This is a genomic window from Streptomyces sp. NPDC017936 (genome assembly GCF_044328485.1).
GTDB lineage: Bacteria > Actinomycetota > Actinomycetes > Streptomycetales > Streptomycetaceae > Streptomyces.
The window spans coordinates 766,015-785,150 of sequence record NZ_JBIRHK010000001.1 but is presented as its reverse complement, the minus strand read 5'-3'; the positions used below and the strand labels follow the sequence as shown (position 1 = coordinate 785,150).

Genomic DNA, 19,136 nt, shown 5'->3' with positions numbered 1-19,136 from the left:
CGCGGGCCGCCCGCCGGGCGGACGGGCCCGGGGGTCCCGCGGCCGGAACGCACTGGGCCGCGCGGGTGGATCGGTGCCTCCACCCCGGTGCCGCGGGGGTGCGCCGGGCCCGCACCGGGCGACTGATGACTCATGCAGAAGGATCAGTTGTTCACGCGCCGCCGGATGCTGCTCGCCGGCACCGCCGCCGCCGGGGCGGCCGGCACGGCCGGACTGTTCGCGTGGGGAACGGGCGGCGAGCCGGACCGCACCACCGTCGCTCCGGCCGCCGGCGCCCCGCCGCAGGGCCTCCCGGCGAAGTCCTCCGCCTACCGCCTCCAGCCGCTGACCGGTCACGGCCCGCCGGGCGCCGTGCTCCGCCGGGTGCCCGTGCGGCGCGCCCCGCTGCTGCGGATCTCCGGCCGCGGCCGGACCATGGTGCTGACCTTCGACGACGGGCCCGACCCCGGCTACACCCCCGACATCCTCGACACCCTCGCCCGCTACGACGTCCGCGCGATGTTCTTCGTGTGCGGGGGGCTGGCCGCCGAGCACCCGCACCTGCTGGCCCGGATGGCCGACGAGGGGCACGTCGTCGGCAACCACACCTGGTCCCACCCCCTGCTCCTGCGGCTCTCCCGCCGGCAGATCCGCTCCGAGATGTCCCGCACCTGCGACGTCATCGAGGACGCCTGCGGCGAGCGGCCCCGCTGGTTCCGCGCCCCCTACGGCGCCTGGAACCGGGCGGTCTTCCAGCTCGGCGCCGAACTCGGCATGGAGGCGCTGGCCTGGACGGTCGACAGCCTCGACTGGACCACTCCCGGCACCCGCACCATCGTCGACCGGGTCGAGAACGGCGCGGGCCCCGGCGTCGTGGTGCTCTCGCACGACGCCGGGGGCGACCGCAGCCAGAGCGTACGGGCCCTGCGCGAGTACCTCCCGCAGCTCCTGGACGCCGGCTACCACCTCTCCGTCCCCCGCCGGCAGTACCTCTAGCCCGCCGGGCGGGCCGCACGCCCGCCCGGCCGGGGAGTCAGTGCGCCTCGACGAGGCGGGCGAAGGCGACCACGTTCCCGTCGTAGCCGTTCAGCTGGGTGAAACCGCCGCCGCAGGTGATCACCCGCAGTTCCGGGGCGCCCTTGGAGGCGTAGACGCGGTCGCCGGGGAAGTCGCTCTTGTCGAAGACCTCGACCCCGTAGATCTCGAAGACGGCGGTCTTCCCGTCCTGGCGCGTCACCTCGACGCGGTTCCCCTTCTTCAGCGCCCCGAGGCCGTAGAAGACGGCGGGGCCCTGGTCGTTGTCGACATGGCCGACGATGACCGCGGTCCCCTTCTCGCCGGGCGTGACGGCGCCGGTGAACCAGCCGGCCAGGTTCTTGTTCTGGGGCGGCGGCGCGGCGACCCAGCCGTCCGGGTCCAGGCCGACCGGAGTGACCGGGGCGTCCACCTGGATGGCGCCGATCCGGACCCGTGCGGGCATGCTGAAGGACAGGGGGGCCGGGGTCCGGCCCGAGGCGCCCTGGGCGTGGGCGTCCGCGGCCGCCGCCGAGGCGGGCTGCGGCGGACCGGTGTCGAATTCCCCCGACCCGTTCCGGACGAGCGCGAGGCCGGTCAGCAGAACAAGCGCTATCACGCCCCACGGAGCGCGTCGCTTCGGCCGCCCCTCCTCTTCCGCCATCTGGGACAGCTCGTACCAGGACATTCGCCCATCCCCTTTCGACGCGGCCGTCGCCGCGTCCCTTCGCGCATACGAGAACGCTAAGTCCCCCGTGGGGAACCGGCGACGGGACGCAGGCGAACGGGTGGCTCCCGCGCCGGCCGGTGCGCCATCCGAGGTGCCGCCGAAAGGAAATTTCTGACAGGGCGTGACCTGCGGCGATATCCGGGGTGAGCTCTTCGCCCGGCGTGTCGTCTCACCAGGACGGACCATTCCCGAAATGCGGGCGCGTGCACGGCATCTGAGGGTCGTTCCGGGAGGCGTTCGCTCGCCGACATGCCGGGGACGGGCCCCGGGGCGCCTTCCGCGGAGGATCACATGCGCAACTCACGTGCCCTGGCGACCGCGGTGACCGCGGCCGCCGTCCTCGGGCTCGCCGCCCCCGTGGCCGTCGCGGACGGCATGGGCAGTCCGGGCAGCCCGGGCGACAACGGACTGGGCGTCATCGGCAACGACGGAGGCCACTCGGGCTTCGGCCCCGGTGGCAACGGCAACAACAACGGGGGCCGGCCGGGGAACGGCTTCGGCGGGATCGGCAACAACTTCGGTGGAAACGGCAACGGCAACGGGCACAACAACGGCTTCGGCGGGAACGGGAACGGAAACAACGGCAACGGCAACGGCTTCGGCGGCAATGGGAACGGGAACGGGCACAACAACGGCAACGGCTTCGGCGGCAATGGGAACAACAACGGATTCGGCAACAACAACGGGTTCGGAAACAACAACAACAACGGGTTCGGAAATAACGGGTTCGGAAATAACGGACTCGGCAACAACAACGGTGGCCACGCGGCCAACAACTTCGGAGGCAACGCCCATAACAACAACGGCGGCCGGCCGGGGAACGGCAACATCGGCGGGAACGGCAACAACAACGGGGGACGCCCGGGGAACAACAACGTCGGCGGAGCCGGCAACAACAACGGGTTCGGCAACAACAACATCGGCAACAACAACGGGGGTCGGCCGGGGAACAACAACGTCGGCGGCGCCGGCAACAACAACGGAGCGCACGCGGGGAACAACAACGTCGGCGGAGCCGGCAACAACAACCGCCCGGGTGCCGACGTGGGCGGCGTCGCCGGCAACGCCGGCTTCGGACCGAGCAACATCGTCGCCCTGCCCAGCGTCATCTCCCGCGCCGGCCAGCTGACCCTCACCGTGGACGGCTGCCGCAGCGGCGGCACCATGACCTCCGACGCCTTCCCGAGGACCGGCCTGTCACCGATCAGCGGCACCGGCGGCACGTCCCGCGGCACCGTGACGGTCAACGGCAACGCGAGCCCGGGCACCCACAGCATCACCATCAACTGCGGCGGCCGCACCCTGACCAACCCGTCCGCCTTCACGGTCATCGGCGGCGTCCGCGGCGGTGTCGGCGGCAGCAGCTCCAGCGGGGCCACGGCGACCGACGTCGCGATCGGCGGCGGTCTCATCGCCACGGCCCTGATCGGCGGCGGGGTCTTCTGGATGCGCCGCCGCGCCGAACGCCGTACCTGAAGACCTCTCCTCGGGGCAGCGCCCCCCCGCACGCACCACGGCACAGGCCTTCGTCCCGTCCGGGATCCTGGACGAAGGCCTGCCGGTGCCGGGAGGATCAGCCCCCGACGTCCGGGAAGAGGGCCCGGAAGGGTTCGGCGGTCGCGGTGATGCCCCGGCTGTAGGGCGCGTCGAAGTCCCAGATCAGGAAGAGCAGGAAGGCGATCAGGGCGGAGAACAGGCCCGCCAGGATCAGTTCCCGGGCGGTGCGCCGGATCTGCAGGGCGAAGACCATCCCGACGGTGATGACGGCCCCGGCGACCAGCCCGAACCACACCACGCCGGGCATGGTGGGCTCGAGCGAGTCGGCGCGCGCGTTGCGTGCCTGCGCGGTCGCGGTCATCTGGTCCAGGAGCGGCTGGTAGGCCTGGGCCTCGAAGTCGGAGGCCGGCCGGTAGTCGGTGAGGTCCACGCGCAGACGCTGGAGGAGTTCGTCACCGCGCCGGGTGAGCCGCCCCTGGTCGGTCATCGTCCTCCACTCGGTGGTGACGACGTGTCCGACATAGGCGTTGACATCCTCCCGAATCCGGTCGCGCTCGTCGGCCGGGTACACCCGTACCCGTTCCGAGATCTCGCGCAGTGCCTGTGCCTCCGCCTGGACGTGGTCCTGGGCGACGCCCCGGGCCTCCCAGACCCCGGCGATGGCCAGACCCAGGACGATGGCGTACACCACGCCGATCCACATCGTCATGTACTCGATGACGTCGGGGGTCTCGGAGGGATCCTCGTCCTCGGCTGCCCTGCGGTGCCGGACGAGGGTGATGACGACCACCACCGCGCAGGCGGCGAGCATCGCGAGGGTGAGAACAAGCCATTCCGGCAAAGATGCCTCCAGGGTCGGCGTCAGCGCGGCCGCAGTGCGGCGACGGCGATCACCGCGGGCGCGGTGATGAGCAGGACGTAGGTGACCGGCGAGGGGCCGCCGCGGGCGGGCCGCCGGCGCGGCGACGCGTGGTACGCCGGGTAGTGCACGGGCGTCACGGAGGGGCGTGGCGTGGGCTTCGGCGGAGGGGTCGGGGTCGGTGGGGGCGGCGGTGGGGGAGGAGCGGGCGGGGGCGGCGGTGCCTCATGCCGCGGCGGTGCGGGCGGTGGAGGAGGCGGGGGCGGTGTGGTCCTGGGGGGCGGAGGGGGCGGCGTGGGCGACGGTTCCGGCGCGGGCGGCGGCTCGGGCGGCGGCTTCGGCTTCGGTGGCGGCTCCGGCGGTGGTGTGGGGGTCGGGGTGGGCGTCGGTGTCGGCACCGGGCACTGCGGCGGCTCCGGCCACGGGGGTGTCCCCGCGACCGCCACCGCTCCGGTGCCGTCCGGGCCCGTCGAGGCGTACGCACAGGCGTCGGCCACGGCCGCCCCGGCCGGCGCGGCCGCGAGGATCCAGACCGCGGTCACCAGGGCCAACGCCCGCGGGACCAGGGCGGATCGGGTCGTATCGGGTCCATGCACGACCGAGATCATGAGTCTTCCCGCCCGCGTGTACGCCCGTGTGCGGGGTGATTGCCCCGAACGGGGGAAGCGGGTCGCGGGCGGTCCGGACCGGGGGCGAGCGTGCGTCCGGCCGGCCGCACGCACGTACGAGCCGGGCGGTCGGGCCGGGCCCCGTCACCGGGGACGAAAAGATTTTTGTGCCGCCTTTGAACGCAACGCCCACCGACATGCGTACCCATGGCCGTGCGGCGGCGCAGCAGGGCGCTGCAACACCCTTGTGATGATCGGGGAGTTGTTGACGATGAAGACCTCCTGGCGGAGCGCCGCACTCGTGGCGAGCGCCGTGTCCGTGCTGGCGCTGACGACGGCGTGCGGTCAGGAAAGCGGTGCGTCGAGCGCGAGCCAGAACGTGGGGGCGACGGCACCGGCGGGCGGTATCGCGGGCGTGGGCAGCGGTTACGGCGGGGTCGGCGCCGGTGTGGGCTCCAGCGCTCCCGCGGCCACCGGAGGGGTCGGTGCGGGCGCCGGCGCGGGAACGGGCGCGGCCGGCCAGCTGTCCGTCTCCGCGAACGCGGAACTCGGCAAGGTGCTGATCGACGGGGGCGGCATGACCCTGTACCGCTTCGACGCGGACACCGCGGAACCGCCGAAGTCCAACTGCGACGGCGACTGCGCGAAGACCTGGCCGCCCGTGCCCGCCGACGACGCCACCGCCGGCGACGGCATCGACAAGTCGCTGCTGGGCGAGGTCACCCGGTCGGACGGCAGCAAGCAGCTCACCGTCGACGGCTGGCCCGTCTACCGCTACGCCAAGGACACCAACGCCGGCGACACCAACGGCCAGGGCGTGGGCGGCAAGTGGTTCGCGCTGGCCCCCGACGGCAAGAAGGCGAAGGCGGAGTCCGACCTGCCGGGGCTCTCCGTCCGCAACGACCCCAACCTCGGCGAGATCGTGGTCGACAAGAACGGCATGACGGTCTACCGCTTCCTGAAGGACAAGGCCTGGCCCGAGCCGGTGTCGAACTGCAACGACGCCTGCCTGGAGAAGTGGCCGGTCGTCGCCCCGGTCGCCACGAACGACACCGAGGGCGTCCAGAAGAAGGGCCTGATGAGCTTCACCCGGTCCGACGGCACCAAGCAGATGACGGTCAACTGCTCGCCGATCTACACCTTCTCCGGTGACAAGGCCCCCGGTGACATCAACGGCCAGGGCGTGGGCGGCCAGTGGTACGCCGTGGCCCCCGACGGAAAGCTGGTCGGCGCGCCGAAGCAGTAGGGGTCGCCTCCCCAGGGCCGATCCCCGCACCTGCCACGGCACGCACGACCCCCGGTCCGCCCCCTCCGCGCCGCACGGAGGGGGCGGACCGCTGTGCTGCGGGTCCCTCGCTCCTTCGGGTACTTTTCATGCTTCCCGCCGGAAAGGCCGATTCGGCACGTGCCGCAGGCAGTGACCGGGAACGGATGGTCAATTTCCGTTTCCGCTCGCCCGTTCGGCGGGCGATCAGTAGCCTCAGCTCGAACACCGGATCGCCTACGCCTTGGAGAGATGGATGGAGCGTCCCGCCTGGGCTCCACGGAGCATCGACATCTCCGTGCCCAGTGTCTCGCGGATCTACGACTATTACCTGGGCGGTTCGCACAACTTCGAGGTCGACCGGCAGGCGGCCCGCAGGGCCATGGAGTTCATGCCGGGACTCCCGAAGATCACGCAGGCGAACAGGGCGTTCATGCGCCGCGCGGTGCGGTACGCGGCCGGCCGGGGCATCACCCAGTTCCTCGACATCGGTTCGGGCATCCCGGCCTTCGGCAACGTCCACGAGGTGGCCCGGGCGGCCGTCCCCGGCGCCCGCGTCGTCTACGTCGACCACGACCCGGTCGCCGTCGCGCACAGCCAGGCGGTCCTGGAGGGCGACGAGGACGCGGACGTCGTCGCCGCCGACCTGCGCAAGCCGCGCGAGATCCTCAGCAGCCCCCAGGTCGGCCAGCTCCTCGACCTGGAAAGGCCGGTGGCGCTGCTCCTCGTCGCCATACTGCACTTCGTGGAGGACGAGGACGACCCGTACGCGGCGGTGGCCGAGCTGAGCGCCGCGCTCGCGCCCGGCAGCCTGCTCGTCCTCACGCACGCGTCGTACGAGGGGATCCCGCTCCCGCCCCGGCGGGCGGAGGGCGCGGTGGACGTGTACAAGGACATCCGCAACCCGCTGATCATGCGCTCGCGTGACGAGATCGCGCGGTTCTTCGAGGGGTACGACATGGTGGAACCGGGACTGGTGCCGATGCCGCACTGGCGGCCGGAGACGGCGCCGGAGGACGAGGATCCCTACGCCTTCTCCGGTTTCGCGGGCGTGGGACGCACTCCGTGACCGCCGTGCCGGACGGGCCGGAGGACAGACTGCGGCGGTTCGCGACGATCTGGAGCCGGGCGGTGTTCCCGGTGACGTCGACGTCGCTGACCCGGCCGGAGTTCGAGGAGCGACTCCTCCCGCTGGCCCGGCGGTTGAGCCAGGCCCTGCGGGCCAGGGCGTTCGACGCCGAGACCGGCAAGGAGGTCGGGGCCGCGCTGGTCGACGCGCACTGCACCGACCCGGACGCGCTCAGCCGCAGCCTGGACTGCGTCGACGCCTACCTGGTGCTGTACTGCGGTGAGGACGGCCCGCAGGAGGACCTGCGCACGCGCTGCTCCCGGCTCCAGCACGCCATGGCCGCCGGGTTCGCGCAGGCGCTGCGCGAGCGCACGCTGGCCGAGCAGGAGGCCATCGCCCGGGCCGCGCTGCAGGCGCAGGGCGTGGTCGCGCAGGCGCTGCACGCCAGCGAGGCCCGCTTCCGCGCGGTCTTCGAGGGCGCCGCCATAGGGATCGGCATCGCCGACCTGGAGGGCAACGTCCTTCAGGTCAACGGGGCGATGCTGCGCATGTTCGGCGGCGGCGAGCAGACGGTGCGCGGCCGCAACGTCCGCGAGTGGACGCACGCCGACGACGCGCCCCAGGTCTGGCGGCTCTACGAGGAGCTGGTGTGCGGCGAACGCGAGCACTACCACGTGGAGAAGGCGTTCTACCGCCCCGACGGAACGGTCCTGTGGACCAATCTGACGGTCTCCCTGCTGCGCGACGCCGACGGCACGCCGCAGTACCAGCTGGCGCTGATGGAGGACACCACCGAGCGGCGCCTGCTCAACCTGCGGCTGCGCTACGAGGCCACCCACGACGCGCTCACCGGCCTGCCCAACCGCACACTGTTCTTCGAACGCCTGGAGAAGGTGCTGTCGGCCGGGGAGGACCAGCGCTTCGGCCTGTGCTACCTCGACCTGGACGGCTTCAAGACCATCAACGACAGCCTCGGCCACGCGGCCGGCGACCGGCTGCTCGTCGAGGTCGCCGACCGGCTGCAGTCCTGCGCCACCGCGCCGGGCGAGATGGTCGCCCGGCTGGGCGGCGACGAGTTCGTGGCGCTGACCACCGGACCCGACTCCCGCGGCGAGGTCGACGAGCTCGCCGCGCGCATCATGAACGCCCTGGTGGCGCCGGTGCGCATCGACGGCCGGGAGCTGACCGTGCGCGGCAGCATCGGCATCGTCGAGGGCCGGGCGGGGGAGCGCAGCCCCGCGGAGGTGCTGCGCAGCGCCGACATCACCATGTACCGGGCCAAGTCGGCGGGCGGCAACCGCTTCGAGCTCGCCGACCCCGAGGCCGACGCCCGCGCGATCACCCGCCACGGGCTGACCACGGCGCTGCCGGCCGCGCTGGAGCGGGGCGAGTTCTTCATCGAGTACCAGCCCCTCGTCCACCTCGGCGACGGCAGCGTGCGCGGCGCGGAGGCCCTGGTGCGCTGGCTGCACCCGCAGCACGGCGTGCTCGGCCCCGACCGGTTCATCCCGCTCGCCGAGCACACGGGGCTGATCGTTCCGCTGGGCCGCTGGGTCCTGGAGCAGTCGGTCCGCCAGGCCCGCGCCTGGCGAGAACGCACCGGGGACGACGGTCCCCTGCGCATCAACGTCAACCTCTCCCCGTGCCAGCTCAATCATCCCGGGCTGGTGCAGGACACCGTCGACATCCTGGAGCGCGCGGGCGTCGAACCCGAGGCGCTGTGCCTGGAAGTCACCGAGTCCGCCCTGATCGGCGCCGACGACGACCTGCTCAAGCCGCTGCGCCGACTCGCCGAGATGGGCGTCGACATCGCCCTCGACGACTTCGGCACCGGCTACTCCAACCTCGCCAACCTGCGCCGGCTGCCGGTGAGCGTGCTCAAGCTGGACCGGTCCTTCACCCAGAGCATGCAGCAGTTCCCGGCCGACCCCGTCGACCTCAAGATCGTCGAGGGGATCGTCTCCCTCGCCCACAGCCTCGACCTCGCGGTGACCGTGGAGGGCGTGGAGACCGGAGCCCAGGCCGAACAGCTGCGCGTCCTGGGCTGCGACACGGCCCAGGGCTGGTACTACGCCCGTCCCGGCCCCCCGGACCGCCTCCACGAACTGGCCCTGGCGGACGCGAGGGGGTGAGGGCCGCAATCCGCTTGCGGAGGCGCGGGGGGCATGGGCGATCATGTGCGGATGACCCAGGGAACAGACGCGGTGAACGCGGCGATCGAGGGGGAACTGCGCCTCCTGGACCCCGCCGTACGGTCCTCCCGCACCGAGGCCGTGCGCCTGCTGGACCCCGAGTTCACCGAAGTGGGCTCCTCGGGCCGGCGCTACACGTACGAGGACATGATCGCGTGGCTGCCCGACCACCCGGGCAGCTCGGCGACCGGCCCGGTCTACGAGCCGTCGGAGATCACCGGCGTGCTCCTCGCGCCCGGCCTGGTGCACCTCACCTACGAGACCCGCTTCGACGGGCGCCGGGCCCGCCGCAGCTCCCTGTGGCGCAAGCGCGACGAGGAGACGGGCTGGCGCATGTACTACCACCAGGGCACCCCGGTGCCGCCGGACGCCGACCGGTGACCTGAGTCATCTCTCCAGCAGCATCCGCTGGAGCTCCCTGGCGGCCCGGGGCGGAGCCACGTCGCTGCGGTGCGCCAGGGCGATGGTCCGGTGCAGGCCGGGGCGGGCCAGGGGCGTCACCCGCAGACCGTGCCCGGACCGCGCGGCCACCATGCGCGGTACGACGGCGACGCCGAGCCCCGCCCGCACGAACCCCAGCACCGCGTCCATCTCGCCGCCCTCCACCGCGAACTCCGGCTCGAAGCCCTCCGCGCGGCACGCGGCCACGGTCAGCTCGCGCAGGTCGTACCCGTGCCGGAACATCACCAGGCGTTCCCCCTCCAGGTCGGCGACGCGCACGGTGCGCCGTCCCGGTCGCGGGGCGTCCGGGGAGGACACCACGACCAGGTCCTCGCGCAGCAGCTCCACCGTCGTCAGGGCGGGGGAGGGCGTCGGCAGCGGCAGGACGACCAGGGCCAGGTCCAGCGCGCCGCGGGCCAGCTGGCGGACCAGGTCGTGCGAGCCGCCCTCCTCGATCATCAGCCGGATGCCGGGATAGCGGTCGTGGAAGGCGCGCAGCACGTCCGGGAGCAGACCCGTGCACAGACTCGGCGTCGCGCCCAGCCGCACCCGGCCGCTGCGCAGCTGCACCAGCTCCTGCACCTCGTGCCGGGCCGTCTCGGCGTCCGCCAGGATCCGCCGGGCGAGCGGCAGCAGCGCCTCGCCGGCGTCGGTGAGGGTGATGTTGCCGCGCGCCCGCAGGAACAGGTCCGCCCCCAGCTCCCGCTCCAGCGCCTTGATCTGCTGCGACAACGACGGCTGCGCGACGTGCACGAGCTCGGCGGCTCGGGTGAAGTGGTGGGTCTCGGCGACCGCCACGAAGTACTGGAGCTGCTGGAACTGCATCCAGTCATCATAGGCACGCACTATCGAAACGAGCTGGACCATGTCTTGGACCGATGAGGTGGTGCGGCCGTAGCGTCCTGTCCCATGGCTCTGGCAACGCGGACGGACCGACGGCCGTCCATGGCGCGCACCGTGTGGGACTCCTCCGTCGGCAAGAAGACGGTGATGGCCGTCAGCGGTCTGATCATGCTGCTGTACCTGGTCGTCCACATGATCGGCAACCTGAAGATCTTCTTCGGGGCGGGGGAGTTCAACCACTACGCGCACTGGCTGCGCACGGTCGGCGAACCGTTCATGCACTACGAGTGGACCCTGTGGCTGGTCCGCGTGGTGCTGGTCGTCGCGGTGGTCGCCCACGCCGTCTCCGCGTACCAGCTCAGCCGCCGCGACATCAAGGCGCGCCCGGACAAGTACGTCCACCGCAAGCCGCGGGCGAGCTACGCCACCCGCACCATGCGCTGGGGCGGGATCATCCTCGGCCTGTTCATCGTCTGGCACCTCCTGGACCTGACGACCGGGACCGTGCACTCCGGCGGTTTCCAGGAGGGCCGCCCGTACCAGAACGTCGTGGACACCTTCTCCACCTGGTACGGCAACGTGATCTACATCGTCGCGATGCTCGCCCTCGGCCTGCACGTCCGGCACGGCTTCTGGAGCGCCGCCCAGACCCTCGGGGCCGGCAGCCGCACCCGCGACCGCGCCCTGAAGACCGTCGCCGACGTCCTCGCGCTGGTGCTCACGGCCGGTTTCGTCGCCGTGCCCGTGGCCGTCATGACCGGAGTGGTGAGCTGACATGACCTCGTACACCGACTACCTGACCGGCGAGCCCGTCGCCGACACCAAGGCCCCCTCCGGGCCGATCGGCGAACGCTGGGACAAGCGCCGCTTCGAGGCCAGGCTGGTCAACCCCGCCAACCGGCGCAAGCACACCGTCATCGTCGTCGGCACCGGCCTCGCGGGCGGCTCCGCCGGCGCCACCCTCGCCGAACAGGGCTACCACGTCGTCCAGTTCTGCTACCAGGACTCCCCGCGCCGCGCCCACTCCATCGCCGCGCAGGGCGGCATCAACGCCGCGAAGAACTACCGCAACGACGGCGACTCCGTCCACCGGCTGTTCTACGACACCGTCAAGGGCGGCGACTTCCGGGCGCGCGAGTCCAACGTCCACCGCCTCGCGCAGATCTCCGTCGAGATCATCGACCAGTGCGTCGCCCAGGGCGTGCCCTTCGCCCGCGAGTACGGCGGCCTGCTCGACACCCGCTCCTTCGGCGGCGTCCAGGTGTCCCGCACGTTCTACGCCCGCGGCCAGACGGGCCAGCAGCTGCTGCTCGGCGCCTACCAGGCCCTCAGCCGGCAGATCGCCGCCGGCAACGTCGAGATGCACCCGCGCACCGAGATGCTCGACCTGATCGTCGTCGACGGGCGGGCGCGCGGCATCGTGGCCCGGGACCTGATCACCGGGAAGATCGACACGTACTACGCCGACGCCGTCGTCCTGGCCAGCGGCGGCTACGGCAACGTCTTCTACCTGTCGACGAACGCCATGAACTCCAACGCCACCGCGATCTGGCGGGCGCACCGGCGCGGCGCGTACTTCGCCAACCCCTGCTTCACGCAGATCCACCCGACCTGCATCCCGCGCACCGGCGACCACCAGTCGAAGCTGACGCTGATGAGCGAGTCGCTGCGCAACGACGGCCGGATCTGGGTGCCGAAGGCCAAGGGCGACGACCGGCCGCCGCACCGGATCCCCGAGGACGAGCGCGACTACTACCTGGAGCGCGTCTACCCCTCCTTCGGCAACCTGGTCCCGCGCGACATCGCCTCCCGCGCCGCGAAGAACGTGTGCGACGAGGGCCGGGGCGTCGGCCCCGGCGGCCAGGGCGTCTACCTGGACTTCGCCGACGCGATCCTGCGCATGGGCCGCAAGGCCGTGGAGGCCAGGTACGGCAACCTCTTCGACATGTACCACCGGATCACCGACGAGGATCCGTACGAGGTGCCGATGCGCATCTACCCGGCCGTGCACTACACGATGGGCGGACTGTGGGTCGACTACGACCTGCAGACCACCGTGCCCGGCCTGTTCGCGATCGGCGAGGCCAACTTCTCCGACCACGGCGCCAACCGGCTCGGCGCTTCCGCGCTGATGCAGGGCCTCGCCGACGGCTACTTCGTCCTCCCGGCCACCATCAACGACTACCTCGCCCGCAACCCACGGCAGGCGGAGGTGTCCGACGACCACCCGGTCGTGCAGGAGGTGCTGGCCGAGACCCAGGACCGCCTCAACCTGCTGCTGTCCGTCGACGGCGACCGCACCCCCGACTCCTTCCACCGCGAGGTCGGCGAACTCATGTGGGAGTTCTGCGGCATGGCCCGCACCGACTCCGGACTGCGCAAGGCGCTGACGCGCATCCCGCAGATCCGCGAGGAGTTCTGGCGGCGGATCAAGGTCCCCGGCACCGGCGAGGAGTTCAACCAGTCCCTGGAGAAGGCCAACCGCGTCGTCGACTACCTGGAGCTCGCCGAGCTGATGTGCCTCGACGCCCTGCACCGCGCCGAGTCCTGCGGCGGCCACTTCCGCGAGGAGTCGCAGACCCCCGACGGCGAGGCCGCCCGCAAGGACGAGGAGTTCGCCTACGCGGCCGCCTGGGAGTTCACCGGCACCGGCGAGGCCCCGACCCTGCACAGGGAAGACCTGGTCTTCGAGTACGTCCACCCCACCCAGCGGAGCTACGCATGAAGCTCACCCTGCGCGTCTGGCGGCAGAAGAACGCCGACGCCGACGGCGCCATGTCCACGTACGAGGTGGACGGCGTCTCGCCCGACATGTCCTTCCTGGAGATGCTCGACACCCTCAACGAGGAGCTCATCCTCAAGGGCGAGGACCCGGTCGCCTTCGACCACGACTGCCGTGAGGGCATCTGCGGCGCGTGCTCGCTCGTCATCAACGGCGACGCGCACGGACCGGAGCGCACCACGACCTGCCAGCTGCACATGCGGTCCTTCCGGGACGGCGACACGATCGACGTCGAGCCGTGGCGGGCCTCGGCGTTCCCCGTGATCAAGGACCTGGTGGTGGACCGGTCGGCCTTCGACCGGATCATCCAGGCCGGCGGCTACATCACCGCCCCGACCGGCTCCGCGCCCGAGGCCCACGCCACACCGGTGCCGAAGCCGGACGCCGACTCCGCCTTCGAGCACGCGGAGTGCATCGGCTGCGGGGCGTGCGTCGCCGCCTGCCCCAACGGCGCCGCGATGCTGTTCACCTCCGCCAAGATCAACCACCTGAACGTCCTGCCGCAGGGAGCGCCCGAACGCGAGACGCGGGTGCTGGACATGGTGGCGCAGATGGACGCGGAGGGGTTCGGCGGGTGCACGCTCACCGGAGAGTGCGCGACCGCCTGCCCGAAGGGCATCCCCCTGATGTCCATCACCGGCATGAACAAGGAGTGGCTGCGGGCCACGCGGAAGGCGAGGCGGTAACGCCTTCCGGGGGCGCGGGACGACAGACGTTCGCCGACGGTGCGGACGGGCGGGGCCGGGGTGGTGCTCAGACACCCGGCCCCGTCTGGTTCCCCGGCGACCGCGCGAGCGCCTGGCGTTCAGCATTCCCCCATCCGTTCTCCCGGCACAGGTCACGTACACGCCAACCGGGGCCGGGAGAAACAGGGGGTAGCGCCACCGTCCCCGAAGTGGCCCGTGCCCAGGAGTGAGCCATGACCGGCGTTTCCACCCTCGACCGTCCCCCGCAGTCCACGGCATCCGTCCGGTACACCGTCTCCCTCGCCCGCGACGAGGCCGACGTGCGGGCCGCGCAGCGGCTGCGGCACGAGGTGTTCGCCGGTGAGATGGGCGCCCTGCTGTCCTCCCCGGAGCCCGGCCTCGACGTCGACCCCTTCGACGCGTACTGCGACCACCTGCTGGTGCGCGACGCCGGCACCGGACAGGTCGTCGGCACCTACCGGCTGCTGCCGCCGGAGCGCGCCGCGGTCGCCGGACGCCTGTACTCGGAGGGCGAGTTCGACCTGGCACGGCTGGCCCCCATCCGGCCCGGACTCGTCGAGGTCGGCCGCTCCTGCGTGCACCCCGACCACCGCGACGGCGCCGTCATCGGCCTGATCTGGGCCGGCATCGCCCGCTACATGGTGGACCGCGGCCACGAGTGGCTGGCCGGCTGCTGCTCCGTCCCGCTCGCCGACGGCGGCGTCCTCGCGGCCGGCACCTGGGACCGGGTGCGGGACAAGCACCTGGCGCCGGAGGAGTTCCGGGTACGGCCCCGGCTCCCCTGGACGCCGCCGGCCGGCGTGACGCCGCCCGCCCGCACCGAACTGCCCGCCCTGCTGCGCGGCTACCTCCGCCTGGGCGCCCGGGTGTGCGGCGAGCCCGCCCACGACCCCGCCTTCGGGGTCGCCGACCTGTACGTGCTGCTGTCCATGCGCCGGGTCGACCCGCGCTACCTGCGGCACTTCCTCTCGCTCGCGCCGGCCTGATGAGCGCCTGGCTGCCCGGCGCGCCGTGCACCCCCGCGGCGTGCGTGAAGGCCACCGCCCGCGCCACCGCCGTACCGCGCGCGGTGCTGCGGCTGGCCGCGGTGGTCGCGCTGCTGCTCGCCGGCGTCGCCCTGTCCCCGCTCGGCGGGCGGATCCCGGCGCCGGCCGTGCGGGCCTGGTGCCGGTGGATCGTGCGGGCGGCGGGCGTCCGGGTACGGATCACCGGCGCCGCCGCCGCGCCCGCCGGCGGTCTCCTCCTGGTCGCCAACCACATCTCCTGGCTGGACATCCCGCTGGTGGCCGCCGTACGTCCCGCCCGCATGCTCGCCAAGAGCGAGATACGCCACTGGCCGGTCGCCGGGGCGCTGGCCGCGCGCGGCGCCCTGTTCATCGACCGGGACCGGCTGCGCGCCCTGCCCGGCACGGTCGCCCGGATCACCGACGCACTGCGCGCCGGGCAGGCCGTCGCCGTCTTCCCCGAGGGCAGCACGTGGTGCGGCCGCGCCCAGGGCCGCTTCCGCCGGGCCGCCTTCCAGGCCGCGCTCGACGCCGCCGTCCCGGTGCAGACGGTGCGTATCCGCTACCGCCACGCCGACGGGGCCGTGAGCACCGTGCCGGCCTTCGTCGGCGAGGACCCGCTGGCGGCGTCCGTGTGGCGGGTGGTCACGGCACGCGCGCTGGTGGCCGAGGTGGAGGTGTGCCGTCCGCTCCGGCCCGGCGCGCACGCCGACCGCAGGGCGCTGGCCGACGCCGCGCACCGTCTGACCCAGGGCGGGCGGTACGGCCCACGGGCAGCGGACCACCCGGGGCCGCGGGGGCCGGCGGCAGACCGAGGTCCGAGGAGGCGGCACATCGGGAACGCCGTCTGACCCGTCCGCCGACGCCTCGTCACCACTCCGGGTCGGCGAGCAGCCGGCCGAGCGGACCGAGGTCGAGGTTCGGGTCGGCGCGGCTCAGGCCGTGCTGGGCGCACAGCTCGTCCATCTGCCGGTCCAGCAGCACCAGCGCCGTACCGAGCCGCTCCTCCTGCTCCTCGCCGAGCGCGCCCGCGTCGAAGCGCCGCACCGCCTGACGTTCCATCAGCTGCCGGAGCAGCTCCACCACCGTCAGCACCGGCGCGGCGAGGTCGTGGGTCACCCGCTGCGGGTCCAGGTCCACGGCGTGCGCGCGGCGGGCGTTCACAGCGGCCCGCTGTCCGCCCAGGGAGCGGGCACCCGCTCGCCGACCGACGAGAGCGGCGCGTGCAGGGACACGCGCACCAGCGGCACGTCCGCGACCGACAGCACCAGGTCCCCGCTGATCACGACACCGGTCGCGAGGACCCGGTCGAGCAGGTCGACCAGGGGCACCCCGAGGGGGCACAGGGCTCCGCCCCGTCCCACGGGACGGGGGAGGGCGCCGGGGCGGCACGGCCCGGCAGCCGGTTCGCGGTCACCCGGCCACCCCGCTCCCCGGGGCGCTCGGACCGGGCGGTGCCGGGTGATCCGCAAGCGACGGGGCGCCCGGTGCCGGTGGTGCGGGCGCCGCGGAGCAAGCGCCCGACGGCGCGGGAGCCGGCTGGGACGTCGCTGCGCCCGGGCCGGGCGCAGCGGGAGCACGTCGGCGCGTGTCCGCCCGGAGGCGCGGGCGGCCCGGGCCGGTGCGTGCGCACCCGTTCTCGGACCCGGCGTGCGGAGACGCGGCTCGGCTCAGCCGCGCAGCGCCCGCGCCAGATACGGCGCCGTCGCGCTGTGCTCGGCGTGGGCCACCTGAGCCGGGGGCCCCGCCGCCACGATCCGCCCGCCCGCGTCACCGCCGCCGGGCCCCAGGTCGATCACCCAGTCGGCGCCGGCGACGACCGACATGTCGTGCTCGACCACGATCACCGTGTGCCCGGCGTCGACCAGGTCGTGCAGCCGGCGCATCAGCACCTCGACGTCGGCCGGGTGCAGACCGGTGGTCGGTTCGTCGAGCAGGTAGAGGGTGTGGCCGCGGCGCACGCGCTGGAGCTCGCTCGCCAGCTTGATGCGCTGGGCCTCGCCGCCGGACAGCTCGGTCGCGGGCTGGCCGAGGCGGAGGTAGCCCAGGCCGACGTCGAGGAGGGTGGCCAGACTGCGGGCGACGGCCGGGGTGTCGGCGAAGAAGTCCGCCGCGGCCTCCACCGTCAGGTCCAGCACCCGGGCGATGTCCAGACCGCGGTACGTCACCTGGAGCGTCTCGGGGCGGTAGCGGGCGCCGCCGCAGTCCGGGCACGGCGCGTACGTGCTCGGCAGGAACAGCAGCTCGACGCCGACGAACCCCTCGCCCTGGCAGGTCTCGCAGCGTCCCCCGGCCACGTTGAAGGAGAAACGCCCCACGCCGTAGCCGCGTTCCCGCGCCGCGTCGGTGGCGGCGAACACCTTGCGGACGACGTCGAACAGGCCCGTGTACGTCGCCAGGTTGGAGCGCGGGGTCCGGCCGATCGGCCTCTGGTCGACCGCGACCAGGCGGCCCACGCCCTCCAGTTCCTGGGTGATCTCCCCGATCAGCGTGGACTTGCCCGACCCCGACACCCCGGTGACGGCCGTGAACACGCCGAGCGGAAACTCGGCCGTCACCCCGCGCAGGTTGTGCCGGGTCACCGGACCGACCTTCAGCCGTCCCCGCGGCGCACGGGCCTCGCGCACCGGGGCGGGGGAACGGTCGAAGAGGAAGCGGGCCGTCGCCGACCCCGCCACCGACGCCAGGTCCGCCGGCGGACCGCTGTACAGCACGCGCCCGCCGTGCTCACCGGCTCCCGGCCCCACCTCCACCAGCCAGTCGGCGGCACGCACCACGTCCAGGTGGTGCTCCACCACGAACACCGAGTTGCCCGCCGTCCTCAGCCGCTCCAGCACCGTCAGCAGGGCCTCCGTGTCCGCCGGGTGCAGTCCCGCCGACGGCTCGTCGAGGACGTACACGACCCCGAACAGTCCGGAGCGCGCCTGCGTGGCCAGCCGCAGCCGCTGCAGCTCGCCCGCCGAGAGGGTCGGGGTGGCGCGGTCCAGGCCGAGGTAGCCGAGGCCCAGCTCGACGACGGGCGCGATCCGGGAGAGGAGGTCGTCGGCGAGGACGCGGGCGGTCCCGGAGGCCTGGTCGACGACGTCCGCCAGCTCGGTCAGCGGCAGCGCGGCCAGCTCGGCGATCGTCCGGCCCGCGAAGGTCACCGCGAGCGCCTCCGGCCGCAGCCTGCCGCCGCCGCACGCCGGGCAGGGCGCGCTGGTCAGGAAACGCTCCGCCCGGGCCCGCAGGGTCGCGCTCTTCGAGTCGGAGAACGTCTTCATCACGTAGCGGTGCGCGCTCATGTACGTGCCCTGGTAGGGCCGTTGGATCCGGTCCGCCTCCCGTACCGGGTGGACCGTCACCACCGGCTGCTCGTCCGTGAACAGGATCCACTCGCGCTCGCGCGCGGGCAGTTCGCGCCACGGCCGGTCCACGTCGTGACCGAGCGCCGCGAGGACGTCCCGCAGGTTCTTGCCCTGCCAGGCACCCGGCCAGGCGGCGATCGCGCCCTGCCGGATCGACAGCGAGGGGTCCGGGACCAGGGACTCCTCGGTCGTGCGGTGGACCTCGCCCAGCCCGTGGCAGTCCGGGCAGGCCCCGGCCGCGGTGTTGGGGGAGAAGGCGTCCGAGTCCAGGCGCTCGGCGCCCGGCGGGTAGGCGCCGGCCCGGGAGAAGAGCATCCGCAGGGTGTTCGACAGGTTGGTGACCGTGCCGACCGACGAGCGGGAGGTCGGCGCGGAGCGGCGCTGCTGGAGGGAGACGGCGGGCGGCAGCCCGGTGATCTCGCCGACCTTCGGCGCGCCGACCTGGTGGATCAGCCGGCGCGCGTACGGCGCCACCGACTCGAAGTACCTGCGCTGTGCCTCCGCGTAGAGCGTGCCGAACGCCAGGGACGACTTCCCGGACCCGGACACCCCCGTGAACACGGCCACCACGTCCCGCGGGATGTCGACGTCCACGCCCTTGAGGTTGTGCTCGCGGGCGCCGCGGACCCGGACGAACGCGTCGTGTGGGCTCGGCATGGGGGCTCCGTACGGATCGGCGGCGGCGGGACGACCACCGGGCGGGACAAAACCCCCCGATTCTATGCGCGGCGGCGCCTGGCGCCCGGCGGCCCGCCCGGCTGCGGGCGTGCGCGCCCCGTGCGGGGCCTGTTCACCGGCTC

Annotated in this window: 18 protein-coding genes and 1 pseudogene; 11 read left to right on the top strand and 8 right to left on the bottom strand. The window is 73.1% G+C overall.

What is annotated here, in order from left to right; all coding sequences use genetic code 11:
* Window positions 1-132 precede the first annotated feature (132 nt).
* On the top strand, window positions 133-975 hold the full coding sequence (locus tag ACH4F6_RS03275) for a polysaccharide deacetylase family protein (protein ID WP_397958122.1): 843 nt from the start codon (window positions 133-135) through the stop codon (window positions 973-975).
* A 37-nt stretch (window positions 976-1,012) separates the two neighbouring features.
* Here the strand turns inward: ACH4F6_RS03275 and ACH4F6_RS03270 are convergent, their stop codons facing one another.
* On the bottom strand, window positions 1,013-1,681 hold the full coding sequence (locus ACH4F6_RS03270; RefSeq protein ID WP_397958121.1) for a class F sortase: 669 nt from the start codon (window positions 1,679-1,681) through the stop codon (window positions 1,013-1,015).
* A 1,086-nt stretch (window positions 1,682-2,767) separates the two neighbouring features.
* On the opposite strand from ACH4F6_RS03270, the gene ACH4F6_RS03265 reads away from it, so the two are divergent.
* Complete coding sequence (locus ACH4F6_RS03265) at window positions 2,768-3,199, top strand: hypothetical protein (protein ID WP_397958219.1); 432 nt, start codon at window positions 2,768-2,770, stop codon at window positions 3,197-3,199.
* A 97-nt stretch (window positions 3,200-3,296) separates the two neighbouring features.
* Here ACH4F6_RS03265 and ACH4F6_RS03260 read toward each other — a convergent pair whose 3' ends face one another.
* From ACH4F6_RS03260 to ACH4F6_RS03250, 3 genes are all read right to left on the bottom strand, one after another.
* Window positions 3,297-4,061, bottom strand: a complete 765-nt coding sequence (locus tag ACH4F6_RS03260; protein WP_397958120.1) for a DUF4239 domain-containing protein — start codon at window positions 4,059-4,061, stop codon at window positions 3,297-3,299.
* 20 nt (window positions 4,062-4,081) lie between these two features.
* On the bottom strand, window positions 4,082-4,210 hold the full coding sequence (locus tag ACH4F6_RS03255) for a hypothetical protein (RefSeq protein WP_397958119.1): 129 nt from the start codon (window positions 4,208-4,210) through the stop codon (window positions 4,082-4,084).
* A 94-nt stretch (window positions 4,211-4,304) separates the two neighbouring features.
* A complete protein-coding gene (locus tag ACH4F6_RS03250; protein ID WP_397958118.1) occupies window positions 4,305-4,484 on the bottom strand; it encodes a hypothetical protein in 180 nt (59 codons plus the stop codon).
* 474 nt (window positions 4,485-4,958) lie between these two features.
* Between ACH4F6_RS03250 and ACH4F6_RS03245 the strand changes: the two genes are divergently transcribed.
* From ACH4F6_RS03245 to ACH4F6_RS03230, 4 genes are all read left to right on the top strand, one after another.
* The gene (locus ACH4F6_RS03245) at window positions 4,959-5,933 is read left to right on the top strand and encodes an SCO0930 family lipoprotein (RefSeq protein WP_397958117.1); all 975 of its coding nucleotides are present in this window, start codon (window positions 4,959-4,961) and stop codon (window positions 5,931-5,933) included.
* Between the two features lie 274 nt (window positions 5,934-6,207).
* Window positions 6,208-7,020: an SAM-dependent methyltransferase gene (locus ACH4F6_RS03240; RefSeq protein ID WP_397958116.1), complete on the top strand. Its 813-nt coding sequence runs from the start codon at window positions 6,208-6,210 to the stop codon at window positions 7,018-7,020.
* Entirely contained in the window at window positions 7,017-9,152 is a 2,136-nt protein-coding gene (locus tag ACH4F6_RS03235) for a putative bifunctional diguanylate cyclase/phosphodiesterase (RefSeq protein ID WP_397958115.1), read from the top strand. Before ACH4F6_RS03240 ends, ACH4F6_RS03235 begins: the two co-directional genes overlap by 4 nt.
* A 51-nt stretch (window positions 9,153-9,203) precedes the next feature.
* Entirely contained in the window at window positions 9,204-9,593 is a 390-nt protein-coding gene (locus tag ACH4F6_RS03230) for a DUF4440 domain-containing protein (protein WP_397958114.1), read from the top strand.
* Between the two features lie 6 nt (window positions 9,594-9,599).
* Here the strand turns inward: ACH4F6_RS03230 and ACH4F6_RS03225 are convergent, their stop codons facing one another.
* On the bottom strand, window positions 9,600-10,478 hold the full coding sequence (locus ACH4F6_RS03225; protein ID WP_397958113.1) for a LysR family transcriptional regulator: 879 nt from the start codon (window positions 10,476-10,478) through the stop codon (window positions 9,600-9,602).
* A 120-nt stretch (window positions 10,479-10,598) separates the two neighbouring features.
* Between ACH4F6_RS03225 and ACH4F6_RS03220 the strand changes: the two genes are divergently transcribed.
* The 5 genes from ACH4F6_RS03220 to ACH4F6_RS03200 all read left to right on the top strand — a co-directional run bounded on the left by ACH4F6_RS03220 (window position 10,599) and on the right by ACH4F6_RS03200 (window position 15,840).
* Window positions 10,599-11,270, top strand: coding sequence for a succinate dehydrogenase (locus ACH4F6_RS03220; protein ID WP_397958218.1), 672 nt, complete (start codon window positions 10,599-10,601; stop codon window positions 11,268-11,270).
* Between the two features lies 1 nt (window position 11,271).
* On the top strand, window positions 11,272-13,221 hold the full coding sequence (locus tag ACH4F6_RS03215) for a fumarate reductase/succinate dehydrogenase flavoprotein subunit (protein WP_397958112.1): 1,950 nt from the start codon (window positions 11,272-11,274) through the stop codon (window positions 13,219-13,221).
* Window positions 13,218-13,964, top strand: a complete 747-nt coding sequence (locus ACH4F6_RS03210; RefSeq protein ID WP_397958111.1) for a succinate dehydrogenase/fumarate reductase iron-sulfur subunit — start codon at window positions 13,218-13,220, stop codon at window positions 13,962-13,964. The genes ACH4F6_RS03215 and ACH4F6_RS03210 overlap by 4 nt, the downstream gene beginning before the upstream one ends.
* 233 nt (window positions 13,965-14,197) lie before the next feature.
* Window positions 14,198-14,971, top strand: a complete 774-nt coding sequence (locus ACH4F6_RS03205; protein ID WP_397958110.1) for a GNAT family N-acetyltransferase — start codon at window positions 14,198-14,200, stop codon at window positions 14,969-14,971.
* A complete protein-coding gene (locus ACH4F6_RS03200) occupies window positions 14,971-15,840 on the top strand; it encodes a lysophospholipid acyltransferase family protein (protein ID WP_397958109.1) in 870 nt (289 codons plus the stop codon). The genes ACH4F6_RS03205 and ACH4F6_RS03200 overlap by 1 nt, the downstream gene beginning before the upstream one ends.
* Before the next feature lie 19 nt (window positions 15,841-15,859).
* Here ACH4F6_RS03200 and ACH4F6_RS03195 read toward each other — a convergent pair whose 3' ends face one another.
* From ACH4F6_RS03195 to ACH4F6_RS03185, 3 genes and pseudogenes are all read right to left on the bottom strand, one after another.
* Window positions 15,860-16,153, bottom strand: a complete 294-nt coding sequence (locus ACH4F6_RS03195) for a gas vesicle protein K (protein WP_397958108.1) — start codon at window positions 16,151-16,153, stop codon at window positions 15,860-15,862.
* Window positions 16,150-16,391: pseudogene (locus ACH4F6_RS03190) on the bottom strand (gas vesicle protein). Before ACH4F6_RS03190 ends, ACH4F6_RS03195 begins: the two are co-directional and overlap by 4 nt.
* 268 nt (window positions 16,392-16,659) lie before the next feature.
* Window positions 16,660-18,993, bottom strand: a complete 2,334-nt coding sequence (locus tag ACH4F6_RS03185; protein ID WP_397958107.1) for an ATP-binding cassette domain-containing protein — start codon at window positions 18,991-18,993, stop codon at window positions 16,660-16,662.
* Window positions 18,994-19,136: the final 143 nt, after the last annotated feature.